The sequence below is a fragment of the Microvirga solisilvae genome (assembly GCF_022808595.1).
Classification (GTDB): Bacteria; Pseudomonadota; Alphaproteobacteria; order Rhizobiales; family Beijerinckiaceae; genus Microvirga; species Microvirga solisilvae.
In genome coordinates, this window is record NZ_JAKUCN010000007.1 from 131,390 (window position 1) to 144,940 (window position 13,551).

The window sequence follows — 13,551 nt, forward strand, 5'->3', positions numbered from 1 at the left end:
ATGCCGATGAGCATCCGTATCGAAGAAGCCGTCGATTGGACTGGAATCTACGCCATCTACGAAGCGGCCTTCGGGCAGCGGGCAGAAGCGGAACTCGTGCGGCAACTGCAAGAGGATGGAGATCTCATTCTCTCTCTCATGGCTTACGATGACACGCCCGCTGGCCATATCGCTTTCTCGCACCTCACACTCCACGAGAGCCCTCAAGTCAGATGCAGCGCCCTGGCTCCTCTGGCGGTTACGCCTGCGTTTCAGAAGCAAGGGATCGGCTCGGACCTCGTTCGGCGTGGCCTCGACAAGCTTAGAGCCGACGGATACGACATGGCCGTCGTTCTCGGCGACCCGAACTATTACGCCCGCTTCGGATTCACAGCCCAACTGGCAAGCCAATTGAAAACGCCCTATGACGGGCCTTATCTCCAAGCCCTCGCCCTTTCCGAAAAAGGAAAAGAGGCTCATGGTCCGGTCTCCTACGCCCGAGCCTTCTCAGAATTGACGTGAGACATGCCCCGCTACAAGCTCGTCGTTGAATACGACGGCACTCCCTTCACAGGCTGGCAGCACCAGACGAACGGTCTCTCCGTCCAGCAGGCGGTGGAGGATGCCATCGCGCGCTTTGCCGGAGAGACGGTGCGCATCCATTGCGCCGGGCGCACGGATTCCGGCGTCCATGCCACGCATCAAGTGGTGCATGTGGATCTCGCGAAGGATTGGCGGCCCGATACGGTGCGCGACGCCACGAATGCGCATTTAAAGCCGGCACCTGTCGCCATTCTCTCGGCACAGCTCATGCCGGACACATTCAACGCGCGCATCTCCGCCATCAAGCGGCATTACGTCTATCGCATCCTCAATCGCCGCTCTCCACCGACGCTGGACGCCTCGCGCGTCTGGCATGTAGCATGGCAGTTGGATGCGGCTGTGATGCACGAGGCCGCGCAGATGCTGATCGGCAAGCACGACTTCACTACCTTCCGTGCCGCCGAGTGCCAAGCGAACAGCCCGATCCGTACACTCGACCGGCTCGATGTGGAGCGTGTCGGCGACGAAATCCGCATCTACGCCTCTGCCCGCTCGTTCCTGCATCATCAGGTGCGCTCGATGACAGGCACGCTTGAACGCGCAGGTGCCGGGCGTTGGTCGGTGGCGGATGTACGTGCGGCACTTGAGGCGCGCGAGCGCTCACGCTGTGGCCCCATGGCGCCGCCGGATGGATTGTACCTGATCGGCGTCGATTACCCGGACTAACCGATTAGAGTGCGGGTGATTCCGCCGATGCAGGAATTGAGCACGATTCCGAGCAGCACGATGCCAAGAGCTGCCAAGCTTGAAAGGCCCAGCGTCGCCTTGGTGGCGAACCATTGCATGCGCACGATGATCACGGCGAAGGCCAAGCTGAAGATGCTAGCGAGCGAGGGTGTCGCCCAGCCAATCAGCAGCAGCATCGCCGGTACCGAGAGAATAAGTAGCCCCATGGCCGTGATCCAGTTCGTCACGATCACGAACGGTACATAGGCCTTTGCGAGACCGAAGCGGCGGGCAATCCAGATCATGGCGAGCGGCAGCGCCACGAAGCTCGCCAGATGGCCGAGAGCGACCACTACATCGATCCACACGCTGTCGAGCAGTGAGCGGTCCGGCAGCAGAATCCCCAAGCGCAGTCGTTCGAAGGCCAGCGAAACGATGTAAGCCGGAAGCGTCAGCCAGATCGCGGCAAAGGAGCGCCAGAAACCTCGCTCGCTCATATCGAAGGATTTCAATCCCTCAGTCCTGCTGTGAAGCAGGTCAAGTGTTCCTTTGAACGAGCGATTGACCTCATCTGCCGTGACGATCATGAGCAGCCTCGCACTTGACGGAATGCTCACGGGAAACAGGCGGGACTCGTAAAACGTTCCGGCCCAAATCCGACTTTAGTCCAATATTGCCGCGCCTCTCCCTAGGAGGCCGGCACGAAGTAGGCGTTCAACACTTTGCGATAGATCGACGCCAAGCGATCCAGGTCCTCGACCGCAACCCTCTCGTCGATCTGATGCATGGTCTGGCCAACGAGGCCGAACTCGACCACCGGGCAATCCTTCACGATGAAGCGGGCATCCGATGTGCCGCCCGTAGTCGAGAGCTTCGGCTTGAACCCCGTCTCTGCCTCGATAGCATCGGCGATGAAACCAACGAACTTGTTCGGCGGCGTGAGGAAGGCAATCGCGTTCGTCGGCTCCATCTTGAGCGTGTAGCGAATGCTGTTGCCAGCCGCCTCGCTCAGGCGACGGTCAACCTCCGCCTCCAGGCTCTCGGGCGTCCAGAGATCATTGAAGCGGATGTTGAAGGTAGCCCGCGCCTCGGCCGGGATCACATTGGAAGCGGGATTGCCCACATCTACCGTCGTCACCTCGAGATTCGACGCATCGAAATGATCCGTACCGTGATCGAGCGGGGTGCGCAGGAGGCTTTCGAGCAGGCGCAGCATACCGGGGATCGGATTGTCGGCGAGATGCGGATACGCCACGTGTCCCTGCTTGCCTTCCACCACGACCTTGCCGGTGAGCGAGCCACGTCGGCCGATCTTGATCATGTCGCCGAGCTGGTTGGGATTGGTCGGTTCACCAAGAATGCAATGATCGAAGCGTTCGCCACGCCCCTTCGCCCATTCAAGAAGCTTGACCGTGCCGTTGATGGCAGGTCCCTCCTCATCTCCCGTGATAAGGAAACCGATAGAGCCTGAAAAATCCGGATTCTCGCGAATGAACTCGAGCGCCGCTGCCATCATGCAGGCAATGCCGCCCTTCATGTCGACCGCGCCGCGCCCATAGAGCTCGCCCGCTTCGATCTCACCGCTGAAGGGATCGTGGCGCCAGCGGCTGACATCGCCCGGCGGCACGACATCCGTGTGACCGGCGAAGAGCAGATACGGCTTGCCTGTGCCGTACCGCGCATAGAGGTTCTCGACATCCGGCGTGCCGGGTTCCGAGAAGACCGGGCGATGCACCTCGAAGCCCGCCTGCTTCAGCACGCTTTCAATGAAGGAAAGCGCCCCACCCTCCTCCGGCGTCACCGAAGGGCAGCGAAGAAGCGATTGGGCTAGAGCGAGGGGCAGCGAGTTGGTCATGCAGGCACAGTTTCGAATGATTGCTTCCGATCAGGACCATAATGGTTTGGCCCCTTTGTGCCAGCCATAATCAGCAATTCGACGAAGTGTTCGATAGAAACCAGCAGCAAGGGCGCGAAGGCGATAGGAGAAATGGCACTAGTGAGAAAGAGGATGCAAAAAACGGTCACGCGCCAGCCGGTCCGATTGCGGTCGTGGAAACGCTTCACCTGAAGGGCCGTGCAGGACATGGCAGCGATCAGAATCAGGAGAGTCAGAGGGGAGAGGTTGATCCAGAAGGTCTTGAGATAAAGTGCAAACCCGATGGTCAGAACAGCAGCCCAGAACGCTATTCCATAGAGAAATTGACGCCGTCCGATGCGGCCGCGAAAGCTAAAAAGAAATTTGAAGATCGCCAGCATATCAGCCACGCCCGAGATAAGGATCTGGACGTGGCTGATACGATACTAAGTATCAGTCCCGCAACAACTCGTTGATGCCGGTCTTGGCGCGGGTTTGCGCATCCACGCGCTTCACGATGACGGCGCAGTAGAGCGACGGGCCGGGCGTACCGTCAGGCAGGGGCTTGCCGGGCAGCGAACCGGGCACGACCACCGAATATGGCGGCACGCGGCCGACGAAGACCTCGCCGGTGTTGCGGTCGATGATCTTCGTAGAGGCGGAGATGAACACGCCCATGGAAAGCACTGAACCTTCGCCGACAATCACGCCCTCCACCACCTCGGAACGGGCGCCGATGAAGCAATTGTCCTCGATGATGGTGGGATTGGCCTGGAGCGGCTCCAGCACGCCGCCGATGCCGACGCCGCCGGACAGATGCACGTTCTTGCCGATCTGTGCGCAGGAGCCCACGGTGGCCCAGGTATCGACCATCGTATTCTCGCCCACATAAGCGCCGAGATTGACGAAGGACGGCATCAGCACCACACCGGGGGCGATATAGGCGCCACGGCGCACGGTGCAGTTAGGAACGGCGCGGAAGCCCGCATCCTTGAATCGGTTCTCCCCCCATCCGGCGAACTTGGAGGGAACCTTGTCCCACCAAGTGGCCTCGCCAGGCCCCCCCTTGATGATTTCCATGTCGTTGAGGCGGAAGGAGAGGAGTACCGCTTTCTTCAGCCATTGATGCACCTGCCAGTCGCTTCCTGCCTTCTCCGCCACCCGGGCCTTGCCGGAATCGAGGAGTTCCATGGATTGCTCCACAGCCTCGCGGACGCCCCCCTTCGTGGCGGCGCTCACATTGGCGCGGTCTTCCCAGGCAGCATCGATGGTACGGGCGAGATCAGTCAGGGACATGGGTTCACTCGGAGAATAAGGATTAACCGGGCCTTGCTTAGCAACGGGATTGGACCCTGTCACCTGGACACGCGAGAAACACCTACCAGAGTTCCTCTATTGCACTACACTCTATGACCCGAAGCCAATGCTGCCGCTCATGATCCGTGTTCGCAATATACGAAGTGTGTTCTATGCCACGGCGATCTTGTTCGCCATCGCGGTGCTGGTCTTGCGCGGGGCCTTTCTCTGGATCGAGTACCGGACCGCTCTTACCCGGGCCGAGGCCGATACGCAGGATCTCTCCCTCCTCATGGAGGAATATACCAAGCGCACGCTCGAGACGAACGACCTGCTCCTGGAGGAGATCATCAGCTACGTGCATAGCAAGGGCGGCATTGATGCATTGGGCGAAGCGCAGGAGACCAGGAATTTTCTGAGCGACCTGATACGCCGCTCCACGGCAAGCTACATCTTTCTTCTCGTCGACCGGGACGGACAACTGGTAACGAGTTCTGCGCCACAGGTTGAAGGCTCCATATCCTTCGCCGACAGAACCTGGTTCAAGGCTCATCGTGCAGGTGCCGAGAAGTTTGTCGGCGGCGCGATCATTGGGCGCATCAACCGTGAGCTTCTTTATACCTATTCCCGACGCATCTCCGATGCGAACGGAGAGTTTGAAGGTGTGGCCCATATCGGGCTGCGCCCCGATTTCCTGGAGAATTTTTCCCGCGCGGATGCCGATACTGAGAATGTGACCCTCGGCATATGGGGGAGGGACGGACGTGTCATCGCCCGTACCAGCCTGACGCAGGAGCAGATCGATGCGGGCGTTGGCCACACGGCTCTTTTCAACGAACAGGAGACGCGAGAGACAGGCACGTATTACGAGAAGGATTCCGTCGACGGGATCACCCGGATCATTTCGTTCCGCCGGCTTGAGCGCTGGCCTGTCACAGTGACGGCCAGCATCCCTAAGGCCATAGCCTTGGCATCGTGGACAAAGGGTCTTTACTGGAGCGTCGCGATCGCCGCCTTCATCGTCATCGCCTTCGGAGGAGTGACCTGGTTCGGCATCACGCTCACCAGGGAAATGGAGCAGACGCAGAAGCAACTCCAGACGGTCAATGGCGAGCTTGCTCAGGCGGTTACCGACAAGGTCATGCTGCTTCAGGAAATTCATCACAGGGTGAAGAACAACTTGGCCGTGACATCGAGCCTTCTCCAGATGCAGGCACGACGCTTCTCCGATGAGAGCGTGAAGGCTGCATTCCAGGAAACGCAGGATCGTCTTCAGTCAGTCGGGCTCATCCATGACCTGCTCTATCGCAAGGAGACCGGCGACACGATCAATCTGCAGGATTACCTGATGCGCCTTATCGACGAGATCTCGGCGACCTATGGCGCAACCGCACGCCATATTGCTGTCGATCTCCAGGCCGAGCCGATCCTCATCGATCTGGGACGCGCCGTTCCGCTCGCGCTTGCGGTGACGGAGGCCATCACGAATGCCTTCAAGCATGCTTTCGATCCGGGACAAGGCGGGCGAATTCAGGTGATCGCCCAGCGCTCCGGATCGCAAATCGAAATCTGCGTGAAGGACAATGGGAAGGGATGCTCGGATGCCAGCGAGAACAATGGTTCCCTGGGCATGAAGCTCATCCGCGCCTTCGCCATGCAGCTCAACGGCACGTTCACGATCGAGAATGCAGATGGGACGATCGTCAGACTCGCGTTTCCCGCCTGACGATCAGAAGGATGTCCGCTGGCGAATGGCGGCGGAGAGTGTTCCCTCATCCAGATAATCAAGCTCGCCACCGACAGGCACGCCGTGGGCGAGCTTCGTCACCTTCACGGGAAGATGCTCGAGCAGCTCGGTGATGTAATGCGCCGTCGTCTGGCCATCGACCGTGGCGTTGAGCGCGAGGATGATCTCCGTCACGCCGGGCTCGGAGGCGCGCGCGACGAGCCGGTCGAGATTGAGATGCTCCGGGCGCACGCCGTCGAGCGGCGAGAGTACGCCGCCGAGCACGTGGTATTTAGCATTGACCGCGCCGGAGCGCTCCAGCGCCCAGAGGTCGGACACGTCCTCCACCACCACGAGAATCGACGGATCGCGCTTGGCATCGCGGCAGATGGTGCAGGGCTCGGAGGTATCGACGTTGCCGCAGGACGAGCACACCACGATGCGCTCATTGGCAACGCGCATGGCATCGCTCAGCGGATTGAGCAGCGTGTCCCGCTTCTTGATGAGATGCAGCGCGGCGCGACGCGCCGAGCGCGGACCCAAGCCCGGCAGGCGCGCGAGCAGCTGGATCAGGCGCTCGATCTCGGGACCGGCAACGTGCTGGGCCATCGACAGCCTCAGAACTTGAAGCCCGGAGGCAGCGGAAGACCCTTGGTGATGCTCTGCATGTGCTCCTGCGCGGCGCGGTCGGCCTTGCCGCGTGCATCGTTCATGGCGGCGACGATGAGATCTTCGAGGATTTCCTTCTCGTCCGGATTCATGAGCGACGGATCGATGCTGATCGCCTTGAGATTGCCCTTGCCGGAAATCTTCACTGTCACGACACCGCCGCCGGCACTGCCTTCCACTTCGAGATTGTCGAGCTCGGCCTGGGCATCCTGCAGCTTCTGCTGCATCGCCTGAGCCTGCTTCATCAGCCCCATGATGTCTTTCATGACCTCGCTCCTCGATTAGAAAATTTCGTCGTCATCGGCTTCGGCCTGATGCGCCGCCAGCACATCGGCTTCGCTCAATTCGGTCTCGGCCTCTTCGCCGGCCTTGTCTGCGCGCTCGATCACGTTGACGATCTGCGCGCCGGGAAATTTGGAAAGCACCGCCTGCACGAGCGGATGGTTCGCAGCACCTTCCTTGCGTTCACGCTCGGCGGTGATCGCCTGCTCGCGCAAGGTGGGTGCGCCCTCCTCGGAGGAGAGCGACACCATCCAGCGCTGACCGGTCCATTGCTGCAACGCGCGGGACAGATCGTTGGCGATGGTGCGGTTGCCGCTGTCAGTGAGGCTGAGCTCGATATGGCCTTCCTCGAAGCGCACGAGACGCACATCGCGTTCGAGCGCGGCTTTCAGCACGATCTCGCGCTTCTCGCCGGCGAGCGCCACCACATCCTCGAAACGACGCAGGCGCATGGTCGGCTCAGTCTGCGCTGCTTGGGGACGCGGCTGCGGCTGAGGCTGCGAAGTCGCAAGCGCCATGTTGCCGGACACCGACGGACCGCTAGGACCGCCAGATGGCCTAGACAGAGCGGGGCCACCTGAAGGAACCGGTGCGCCATCTTTCAGCGCGCGCAGAGCTTCATCAGGCGTCGGCAGATCGGCGGCATAGGCGAGACGCACGAGCACCATCTCCGCCGCCGAGATCGGACGGCTGGAGGATTGCACCTCTGGGATGCCCTTCAGCAGCATCTGCCAGGCGCGCGAGAGCGTGCGCACGGAAAGCTTCTGTGCGTAATCGAGACCGCGCGTGCGTTCGATCTCGGACAGAGCCGGATCCTTCGCCGCTTCGGGAATGAGCTTCAGGCGCGTGACCACATGCGAGAAGGCGGCGAGATCGGACAGGATCACCGCCGGGTCGGCACCCGCATCGTATTGCGAGCGAAGGCCTGCGAAAGCGGCGGGAACGTCGCCCTTCATCACGGCTTCGAACAGATCGAGCACCTGCGTGCGGTCGGCCAATCCCAGCATGTCGCGCACGGTGTCGGGCGTGACAACGCCTGCGCCATGCGCGATGGCCTGATCCATGAGCGAGAGCGAGTCGCGCGCAGAACCTTCCGCCGCGCGGGCAATCGCCGCGAGTGCTTCCTGATCGGCCTGCACGCCTTCGGCCTGGCAGATGCGGCCGAGATGGGCGACGAGCTTGTCGGCCTCGATGCGACGCAGATCGAAGCGCTGGCAGCGCGACAGGATGGTGACGGGGACTTTACGGATTTCGGTGGTGGCGAAGATGAACTTCGCGTGCGGCGGCGGCTCCTCAAGCGTCTTCAGGAAGGCGTTGAACGCCTTCTCCGAGAGCATGTGAACCTCGTCGATGATGTAGACTTTGTAGCGGGCAGAAACCGGCGAATAGCGGATGCCGTCGATGATCTGGCGCACATCGTCGATGCCGGTATGGGACGCGGCGTCCATCTCCAGCACGTCGACATGCCGCGATTCCATGATCGCCTGACAATGCACGCCGAGTTCCGGCATGTGGATGGTGGGCGCGCCGGTGCCGTCTTCCTTCTGGTAATTGAGGCCGCGGGCGAGAATGCGGGCGGTAGTGGTCTTGCCGACGCCGCGGACGCCGGTGAGCATCCAGGCCTGCGGAATGCGCCCCGTCTCGAAGGCATTTGAGAGGGTGCGCACCATTGCCTCCTGACCGATCAGGTCATCGAAGGTGCGGGGGCGGTATTTGCGGGCGAGAACGCGGTAAGGCGAAGCCTGCGCCTCGGGAGCGGGCGCAGCGGGGAAGCCCGGCAGGGCCGGCTCGTCGTTCAGGGGCGTGCCGGCTGTGGTATCGTCCATGGGCTGCAAGGCTTTGGAAAACTCTAGAGCTGCTTCCGCTTACGCGGAATCATCTCTCTGTGTTGGCCGCATTTTTTGGCGTCGAACCGGATTCCACTTCGCCGAAAAATGCTTTGGGGTGGGAGGCTGGACGAAGACCCGTTCGGTCTCGTTAGGGCTGCTTCCTTCCGGACCTGACCCGGTTGGCGAGTGAGACGTCCCTCGCCAACCTCCCAATGGCTATATGGGCGTTTCGGGACGGGAACGCAAGTTGGAAACCGCTATGCCGAGAGCCATCCCGGCTTTGCACAGGCCTGGCGGGTAACTAGCCTGACGAGAATGGCTTGGCCATGGCTTCAGGGCCTCCGTGAGGTGAGCGTGAGAATGGAATGGGCATGGGGAATGGCCTCGCGGCGTGGATCGCCCGAGGTTGTGGGGTGAGGGAGACGCGAGAGGTCGTCCGGTTCGCTTGTGAGAGGGAGAAGAACCTGACGGCCCCTCGCGCACGGTTCTTTTAGGCGTACACCGTGTCTTGCAACGATGGGCCTCCCGGCCCGGCTTGCGAGACCGAACCAGGACCGTTCCCGGCTCCGACACATGCGACGCCTCGCGAGCGCGCCCCTCATCGAGCCAGGACACCAACACCTATAGCCAAGGTTAGGGATATTGTCAAGAACAAAAGCGGAACATATCTCACAGGGCGTCATTCCGGACGGCGTCAGCCGAGCCGGGATCGCGAGCAGGATGAAGCGCTGATCACCTCTCCCGGGCGGGAGAGGTCGGAGCGCAGCTCCGGGTGAGGGTTGTGCCCTTTCCGGATATGGCATTCCCTCACCCCTGCCCCTCTCCCACCCGGGAGAGGGGAAACCAGCACCATTCTTGTCCGACGATCCCGGATCGGCTTCCGCCGTCCGGGATGACGCCAGTCGTCTCACGTCATTACCGACACAAGGCATTACCGGCACAAGGCCGGTGATGACGGAGGGAATGTCATTCCCCGGCAATCCCAACCGAGCAAGAACGGCTGACACGCACCCGCGACCTCGGCTAGATAAGCGCCATGACATTCCAGCTCGATTCCCGGCTCGAGGCCGACACGATCCCCATCGGCGACCTTGCTCTCTCCTCGGTTCTTCTCCTGAACGATGCCCGTTTTCCCTGGTTCGTGCTGGTGCCGCGCATCCCGAACGTGAGCGAGATCACCGATCTCTCGGACGAGCAATATGCGCAGCTCGCGCAGGAAATCCGCATCGCGACCAAGGTCATGCTGGAGCTGTCGCAACCCGACAAGGTGAATGTGGGCGCGCTCGGCAATATCGTGACGCAGCTCCATGTGCATGTGATCGGCCGCTTCCGCTCCGATCCCGCCTGGCCCGGTCCGGTCTGGGGCCACGGCACCCGCACTCCCTATCCCGATCATGCGGTGACTGCTCTCATCGAGCGGGCCGCAACCCTCTTTGCGAAAGCCTGACCATGGCGCGCCCCATCGGCTACATCACGAACCCTCTCGTCCGCCACAGCGCGGAGCGCGATCCCGAGGCGCTGCCCAAGGCCTCGCAGGACCCGAAGACGGCCCTTGTGCTGCTCGCGGGCGACCTGCCGATCCTTCAGGCCGGAGAACCCGGAACGGGCCTTCTGCCCGTCTCCACCTTGAGCCGCCTGCCCGCGCACAAGGAACAGGTTTATCTCGGCACGCTGCATGACCGCCCGGTGATCGCGACGCTCGCTGCGCCCGAGGCGGCGGAGCTGTTCCAGAACGACCCGGCCTACACGGTCACGGATTTGCGCGCCATCGCTGTGCGCGGGCTCGTGCCACAGGAAGAGCTCGGCATTCTCGCCATGGCCAAGACCATGCTCGACTGGCACAACCGGCACCGTTTCTGCGCCAATTGCGGCGCGCCGACACAAGCAGCGCAAGCGGGCTTCCGCCGCGATTGCGCAGCCTGCGGCACGCAGCATTTCCCGCGCACCGATCCGGTGGTGATCATGCTGATCACGCGCGGCGACAAATGCCTCATGGGCCGCCAGGCGCGCTTTGCGGACAAGATGTATTCGTGCCTCGCAGGCTTCCTGGAGCCGGGCGAGACAGTCGAGGATGCGGTGCGCCGCGAAACCTTCGAGGAAGCGGGCATCCGCGTGGGCGAGGTTCGCTATCTCACGTCACAGCCCTGGCCCTTCCCGTCGAACATCATGATCGGCTGCGTGGGCGAAGCGATCAGCGACGAGATCAACTTCGACAGGGAAGAACTCGAAGACGCACGCTGGTTCACGAAGGACGACGTGCGGCGCATGCTGGACGGCACGCACGAGGAATTTGCAGCGCCCTCCCCGATTGCGATCGCCAATCACCTGCTGCGGGAATGGGTGAAGAGGTAAGCTCGTTTAGCGTCATCCCGGGGCTGCACAGCAGAACCCGGGATCGCATCACGAGAATGGCGCTCTATTCTGCTCGCGATCCCGGATCGGCTTACGCCGTCCGGGATGACGGATGAGATGGCTCAAATTTTCGGAATCGGCGCGAACCGATAAGCCACTTCCGTGAGCATCTGGCCGCGTACGTCGAAGCTCTGCTCACGTCCTGCCCGTCCGCCGAGCATCTCGTAAAAGCGACGCGCAGCGAGGTTCTCTTTCAAAACCCACAGACCGACAGAACCGAAGCCCTGCGCAGCGAGGTGATCGAACACGGCAATCATCATCCTGCGCCCGAGGCCTTGCCGCTTCGCCTTGTCGAGAAGATAGATCGCGAAAATCTCCGCATCCGTTGCGAGAAGATCAGCGCCTTTGTTGCGGATGGGTCCACCGCGCGCGAAGCCGACGATCTCGCCATCCGCCTGCACTGCCACGACGAGCTTTGCCTGCGGATCGGGCTTCGCGAGAGCGCCACGCCACATGTTTTTCCGCTCATCGACGGAAAGACCTGCGAGGGCCTCCGGCGTCATGAAATCTTTGTAGGATTCACGCCAGCCCTGCACATGCACGCGGGCGATTCCATCGACATCGCTCTCGTTGCCGTCGCGGATGATCACTCCGCGGCTTCCTTGATCTTCTCGCGGAACGGATCAGCGGAATAGACGCCGAGGATGCGCAACTCACGGGAGAAGAACTCGAGCTCTTCCAGCGCGCGCTTGAGGTTGATGTCCTCGGGATGGCCATCGACTTCCGCATAGAACTGCGTCGCCAGGAACTCGCCTTCCAGCATGTAGCTTTCGAGCTTCGTCATGTTGATGCCATTGGTGGCGAAACCGCCGAGCGCCTTGTAGAGGGCGGCCGGCAGGTTGCGCACGCGGAACACGAAGGACGTCACCGTCGGGCCGTTGCCTGCGGGCGTCCATTTCGGTGTCTTGGAGAGAACCACGAAGCGCGTGGTGTTGTGCGCCTCGTCCTCCACATCCTCGGCGATGATCTTCAGGCCGTAGAGGTCGGCGGCCATGCGCGGCGAGAGCGAGGCGCGGGTCGGATCCTTCCACTCGGCGACCTGGCGCGCGGAGCCTGCGGTGTCGCCCGCCACATGCGCCTTCAATCCGAGCTTGCGGATGATCTTGCGGCATTGGCCGAGCGCATGCACGTGGCTGTAGACACTTTTGATCGTGCCGAGATCGGCCTCGGGCAGCGCCATGAGCTGGAAATGAATCGGCAGGAAGCCCTCGCCGATGATGTGAAGGCCCGAAGTCGGCAACAGATGATGAATGTCCGCCACGCGGCCCGCGATCGAGTTCTCGATGGGGATCATCGCAAGGCTGGCCTGTCCCTCTGTCACGGCGGCGAAGGCGTCCTCGAAGGTCGGGCACGGCAGCACTTCCCAATCGGGATACATCTGCGAGCAGATGATGTGCGAGTTGGCTCCGGGTTCGCCCTGGAACGAGATAACCTGTTTCATGCTGTCCTCCGGGCCGCGATGATCTCGCGCGCTCTGTCCAGATCGTGAGGGGTGTCGACGCCGAGCGGCACATTGTTCACGACGATGGCATCGATGCGCATGCCTGCTTCGAGCGCGCGCAGCTGCTCCAGCTTCTCGCGCAGCTCCAGCGGTGATGGCTTCATGCCGACGAAACGCTGCAGGGCTTTGCGGCGATAGGCGTAAAGGCCAATGTGATGATAAAGCGGGCCATCTCCATAAGGAGCGGTGGCGCGGGTGAAATAGAGCGCCCTGAAGCGGCCGGGGGATACTTCCGATCCCACCATCTTCACCACGTTGGGATTGGTCTTCTCCTCCTCACGCTCGATCACCGCCACGAGGGTGGCGAGATCGACGGACGGATCCGCGAGAGGCGCGATGGAGGTGGCAATGGCCGCCGGGTCAACGGTCGGCAAATCGCCCTGGACGTTCACGACAACGTCATGGCGCCCTTCCGGGTCGAGCTTTTCCACAGCCTCGAAGATGCGGTCCGAGCCGGAGGCGTGGTCGGCGCGGGTCATGACGGCCCGGCCACCGGCCTTTTCCACCGCCTCGGCGATTTCGGGGGCATCGGTCGCGATGGCCACCGGCCCGATTCCGGCCTCGACCGCACGGCGCCACACATGGACGATCATGGGCTCGCCCGCGATATCGGCCAGGGGCTTGTTCGGAAGGCGGGTCGCCGCAAGGCGGGCGGGGATGAGGACGAGAGGGTCGGACATGGATTCTCGGGGAATTGAAACTGCGGGTCCTTACCAAGGCAGGGACCATTTGT

Annotated in this window: 15 protein-coding genes and 1 other RNA gene; 5 read left to right on the plus strand and 11 right to left on the minus strand. The window is 61.9% G+C overall.

What is annotated here, in order from left to right:
* The first annotated feature begins 6 nt into the window (after positions 1 to 6).
* The gene (locus MJ639_RS14610; protein WP_243374258.1) at positions 7 to 501 is read left to right on the plus strand and encodes a GNAT family N-acetyltransferase; all 495 of its coding nucleotides are present in this window, start codon (positions 7 to 9) and stop codon (positions 499 to 501) included.
* A 3-nt stretch (positions 502 to 504) separates the two neighbouring features.
* A complete protein-coding gene (gene truA / locus MJ639_RS14615) occupies positions 505 to 1,248 on the plus strand; it encodes a tRNA pseudouridine(38-40) synthase TruA (protein WP_243374260.1) in 744 nt (247 codons plus the stop codon).
* Here truA and MJ639_RS14620 read toward each other — a convergent pair.
* From MJ639_RS14620 to dapD, 4 genes are all read right to left on the minus strand, one after another.
* Positions 1,245 to 1,835: a hypothetical protein gene (locus MJ639_RS14620; protein WP_243374262.1), complete on the minus strand. Its 591-nt coding sequence runs from the start codon at positions 1,833 to 1,835 to the stop codon at positions 1,245 to 1,247. The two genes, truA and MJ639_RS14620, sit on opposite strands and share 4 nt — an antisense overlap.
* A gap of 101 nt (positions 1,836 to 1,936) precedes the next feature.
* Positions 1,937 to 3,103, minus strand: coding sequence for a succinyl-diaminopimelate desuccinylase (dapE, locus tag MJ639_RS14625; RefSeq protein WP_243374287.1), 1,167 nt, complete (start codon positions 3,101 to 3,103; stop codon positions 1,937 to 1,939).
* Positions 3,100 to 3,504, minus strand: coding sequence for a DUF805 domain-containing protein (locus tag MJ639_RS14630; RefSeq protein ID WP_243374289.1), 405 nt, complete (start codon positions 3,502 to 3,504; stop codon positions 3,100 to 3,102). The genes dapE and MJ639_RS14630 overlap by 4 nt, the downstream gene beginning before the upstream one ends.
* 52 nt (positions 3,505 to 3,556) lie before the next feature.
* Complete coding sequence (gene dapD / locus MJ639_RS14635; RefSeq protein ID WP_243374291.1) at positions 3,557 to 4,399, minus strand: 2,3,4,5-tetrahydropyridine-2,6-dicarboxylate N-succinyltransferase; 843 nt, start codon at positions 4,397 to 4,399, stop codon at positions 3,557 to 3,559.
* 139 nt (positions 4,400 to 4,538) lie between these two features.
* Between dapD and MJ639_RS14640 the strand changes: the two genes are divergently transcribed.
* The gene (locus MJ639_RS14640) at positions 4,539 to 6,125 is read left to right on the plus strand and encodes a sensor histidine kinase (protein ID WP_243374296.1); all 1,587 of its coding nucleotides are present in this window, start codon (positions 4,539 to 4,541) and stop codon (positions 6,123 to 6,125) included.
* Positions 6,126 to 6,128: 3 nt separating this feature from the next.
* On the opposite strand, the gene recR is transcribed toward MJ639_RS14640, so the two are convergent.
* From recR to ffs, 4 genes are all read right to left on the minus strand, one after another.
* A complete protein-coding gene (recR, locus tag MJ639_RS14645; protein WP_243374298.1) occupies positions 6,129 to 6,734 on the minus strand; it encodes a recombination mediator RecR in 606 nt (201 codons plus the stop codon).
* An 8-nt stretch (positions 6,735 to 6,742) separates the two neighbouring features.
* On the minus strand, positions 6,743 to 7,060 hold the full coding sequence (locus tag MJ639_RS14650; RefSeq protein WP_243374300.1) for a YbaB/EbfC family nucleoid-associated protein: 318 nt from the start codon (positions 7,058 to 7,060) through the stop codon (positions 6,743 to 6,745).
* A gap of 15 nt (positions 7,061 to 7,075) precedes the next feature.
* Complete coding sequence (locus tag MJ639_RS14655; RefSeq protein WP_243374302.1) at positions 7,076 to 8,902, minus strand: DNA polymerase III subunit gamma/tau; 1,827 nt, start codon at positions 8,900 to 8,902, stop codon at positions 7,076 to 7,078.
* A 117-nt stretch (positions 8,903 to 9,019) separates the two neighbouring features.
* An RNA gene (ffs, locus tag MJ639_RS14660) (signal recognition particle sRNA small type) lies at positions 9,020 to 9,116 on the minus strand.
* Positions 9,117 to 9,941: 825 nt separating this feature from the next.
* Here ffs and MJ639_RS14665 point away from each other — a divergent pair.
* Both MJ639_RS14665 and nudC read left to right on the plus strand, forming a co-directional pair.
* Positions 9,942 to 10,352 carry an HIT family protein gene (locus MJ639_RS14665; RefSeq protein ID WP_243374304.1) on the plus strand — a complete coding sequence of 137 codons (411 nt, stop codon included), beginning with the start codon at positions 9,942 to 9,944 and terminating at the stop codon, positions 10,350 to 10,352.
* A gap of 2 nt (positions 10,353 to 10,354) precedes the next feature.
* Positions 10,355 to 11,257: an NAD(+) diphosphatase gene (nudC, locus tag MJ639_RS14670; protein WP_243374307.1), complete on the plus strand. Its 903-nt coding sequence runs from the start codon at positions 10,355 to 10,357 to the stop codon at positions 11,255 to 11,257.
* Between the two features lie 122 nt (positions 11,258 to 11,379).
* Here the strand turns inward: nudC and MJ639_RS14675 are convergent, their stop codons facing one another.
* From MJ639_RS14675 to MJ639_RS14685, 3 genes are read right to left on the minus strand one after another with little or no spacing between them, the layout of a single operon-like run.
* Positions 11,380 to 11,907, minus strand: coding sequence for a GNAT family N-acetyltransferase (locus tag MJ639_RS14675; protein WP_243374318.1), 528 nt, complete (start codon positions 11,905 to 11,907; stop codon positions 11,380 to 11,382).
* The gene (locus MJ639_RS14680; RefSeq protein WP_243374321.1) at positions 11,904 to 12,758 is read right to left on the minus strand and encodes a prephenate dehydratase; all 855 of its coding nucleotides are present in this window, start codon (positions 12,756 to 12,758) and stop codon (positions 11,904 to 11,906) included. The genes MJ639_RS14675 and MJ639_RS14680 overlap by 4 nt, the downstream gene beginning before the upstream one ends.
* Positions 12,755 to 13,498 carry a 3-deoxy-manno-octulosonate cytidylyltransferase gene (locus tag MJ639_RS14685; protein ID WP_243374323.1) on the minus strand — a complete coding sequence of 248 codons (744 nt, stop codon included), beginning with the start codon at positions 13,496 to 13,498 and terminating at the stop codon, positions 12,755 to 12,757. Before MJ639_RS14685 ends, MJ639_RS14680 begins: the two co-directional genes overlap by 4 nt.
* Between the last annotated feature and the right edge of the window lie 53 nt (positions 13,499 to 13,551).

Coding starts and splice junctions, on each gene's coding strand:
- MJ639_RS14650 (WP_243374300.1), bottom strand. CDS start 7,060: ATGAAAGACATCATGGGGCTGATGAAGCAGGCTCAGGCGATGCAGCAG.
- dapE (WP_243374287.1), bottom strand. CDS start 3,103: ATGACCAACTCGCTGCCCCTCGCTCTAGCCCAATCGCTTCTTCGCTGC.
- MJ639_RS14655 (WP_243374302.1), bottom strand. CDS start 8,902: ATGGACGATACCACAGCCGGCACGCCCCTGAACGACGAGCCGGCCCTG.
- MJ639_RS14680 (WP_243374321.1), bottom strand. CDS start 12,758: ATGAAACAGGTTATCTCGTTCCAGGGCGAACCCGGAGCCAACTCGCAC.
- MJ639_RS14640 (WP_243374296.1), top strand. CDS start 4,539: ATGATCCGTGTTCGCAATATACGAAGTGTGTTCTATGCCACGGCGATC.
- dapD (WP_243374291.1), bottom strand. CDS start 4,399: ATGTCCCTGACTGATCTCGCCCGTACCATCGATGCTGCCTGGGAAGAC.
- MJ639_RS14620 (WP_243374262.1), bottom strand. CDS start 1,835: ATGATCGTCACGGCAGATGAGGTCAATCGCTCGTTCAAAGGAACACTT.
- MJ639_RS14665 (WP_243374304.1), top strand. CDS start 9,942: ATGACATTCCAGCTCGATTCCCGGCTCGAGGCCGACACGATCCCCATC.
- nudC (WP_243374307.1), top strand. CDS start 10,355: ATGGCGCGCCCCATCGGCTACATCACGAACCCTCTCGTCCGCCACAGC.
- MJ639_RS14685 (WP_243374323.1), bottom strand. CDS start 13,498: ATGTCCGACCCTCTCGTCCTCATCCCCGCCCGCCTTGCGGCGACCCGC.
- truA (WP_243374260.1), top strand. CDS start 505: ATGCCCCGCTACAAGCTCGTCGTTGAATACGACGGCACTCCCTTCACA.
- MJ639_RS14630 (WP_243374289.1), bottom strand. CDS start 3,504: ATGCTGGCGATCTTCAAATTTCTTTTTAGCTTTCGCGGCCGCATCGGA.
- recR (WP_243374298.1), bottom strand. CDS start 6,734: ATGGCCCAGCACGTTGCCGGTCCCGAGATCGAGCGCCTGATCCAGCTG.
- MJ639_RS14610 (WP_243374258.1), top strand. CDS start 7: ATGAGCATCCGTATCGAAGAAGCCGTCGATTGGACTGGAATCTACGCC.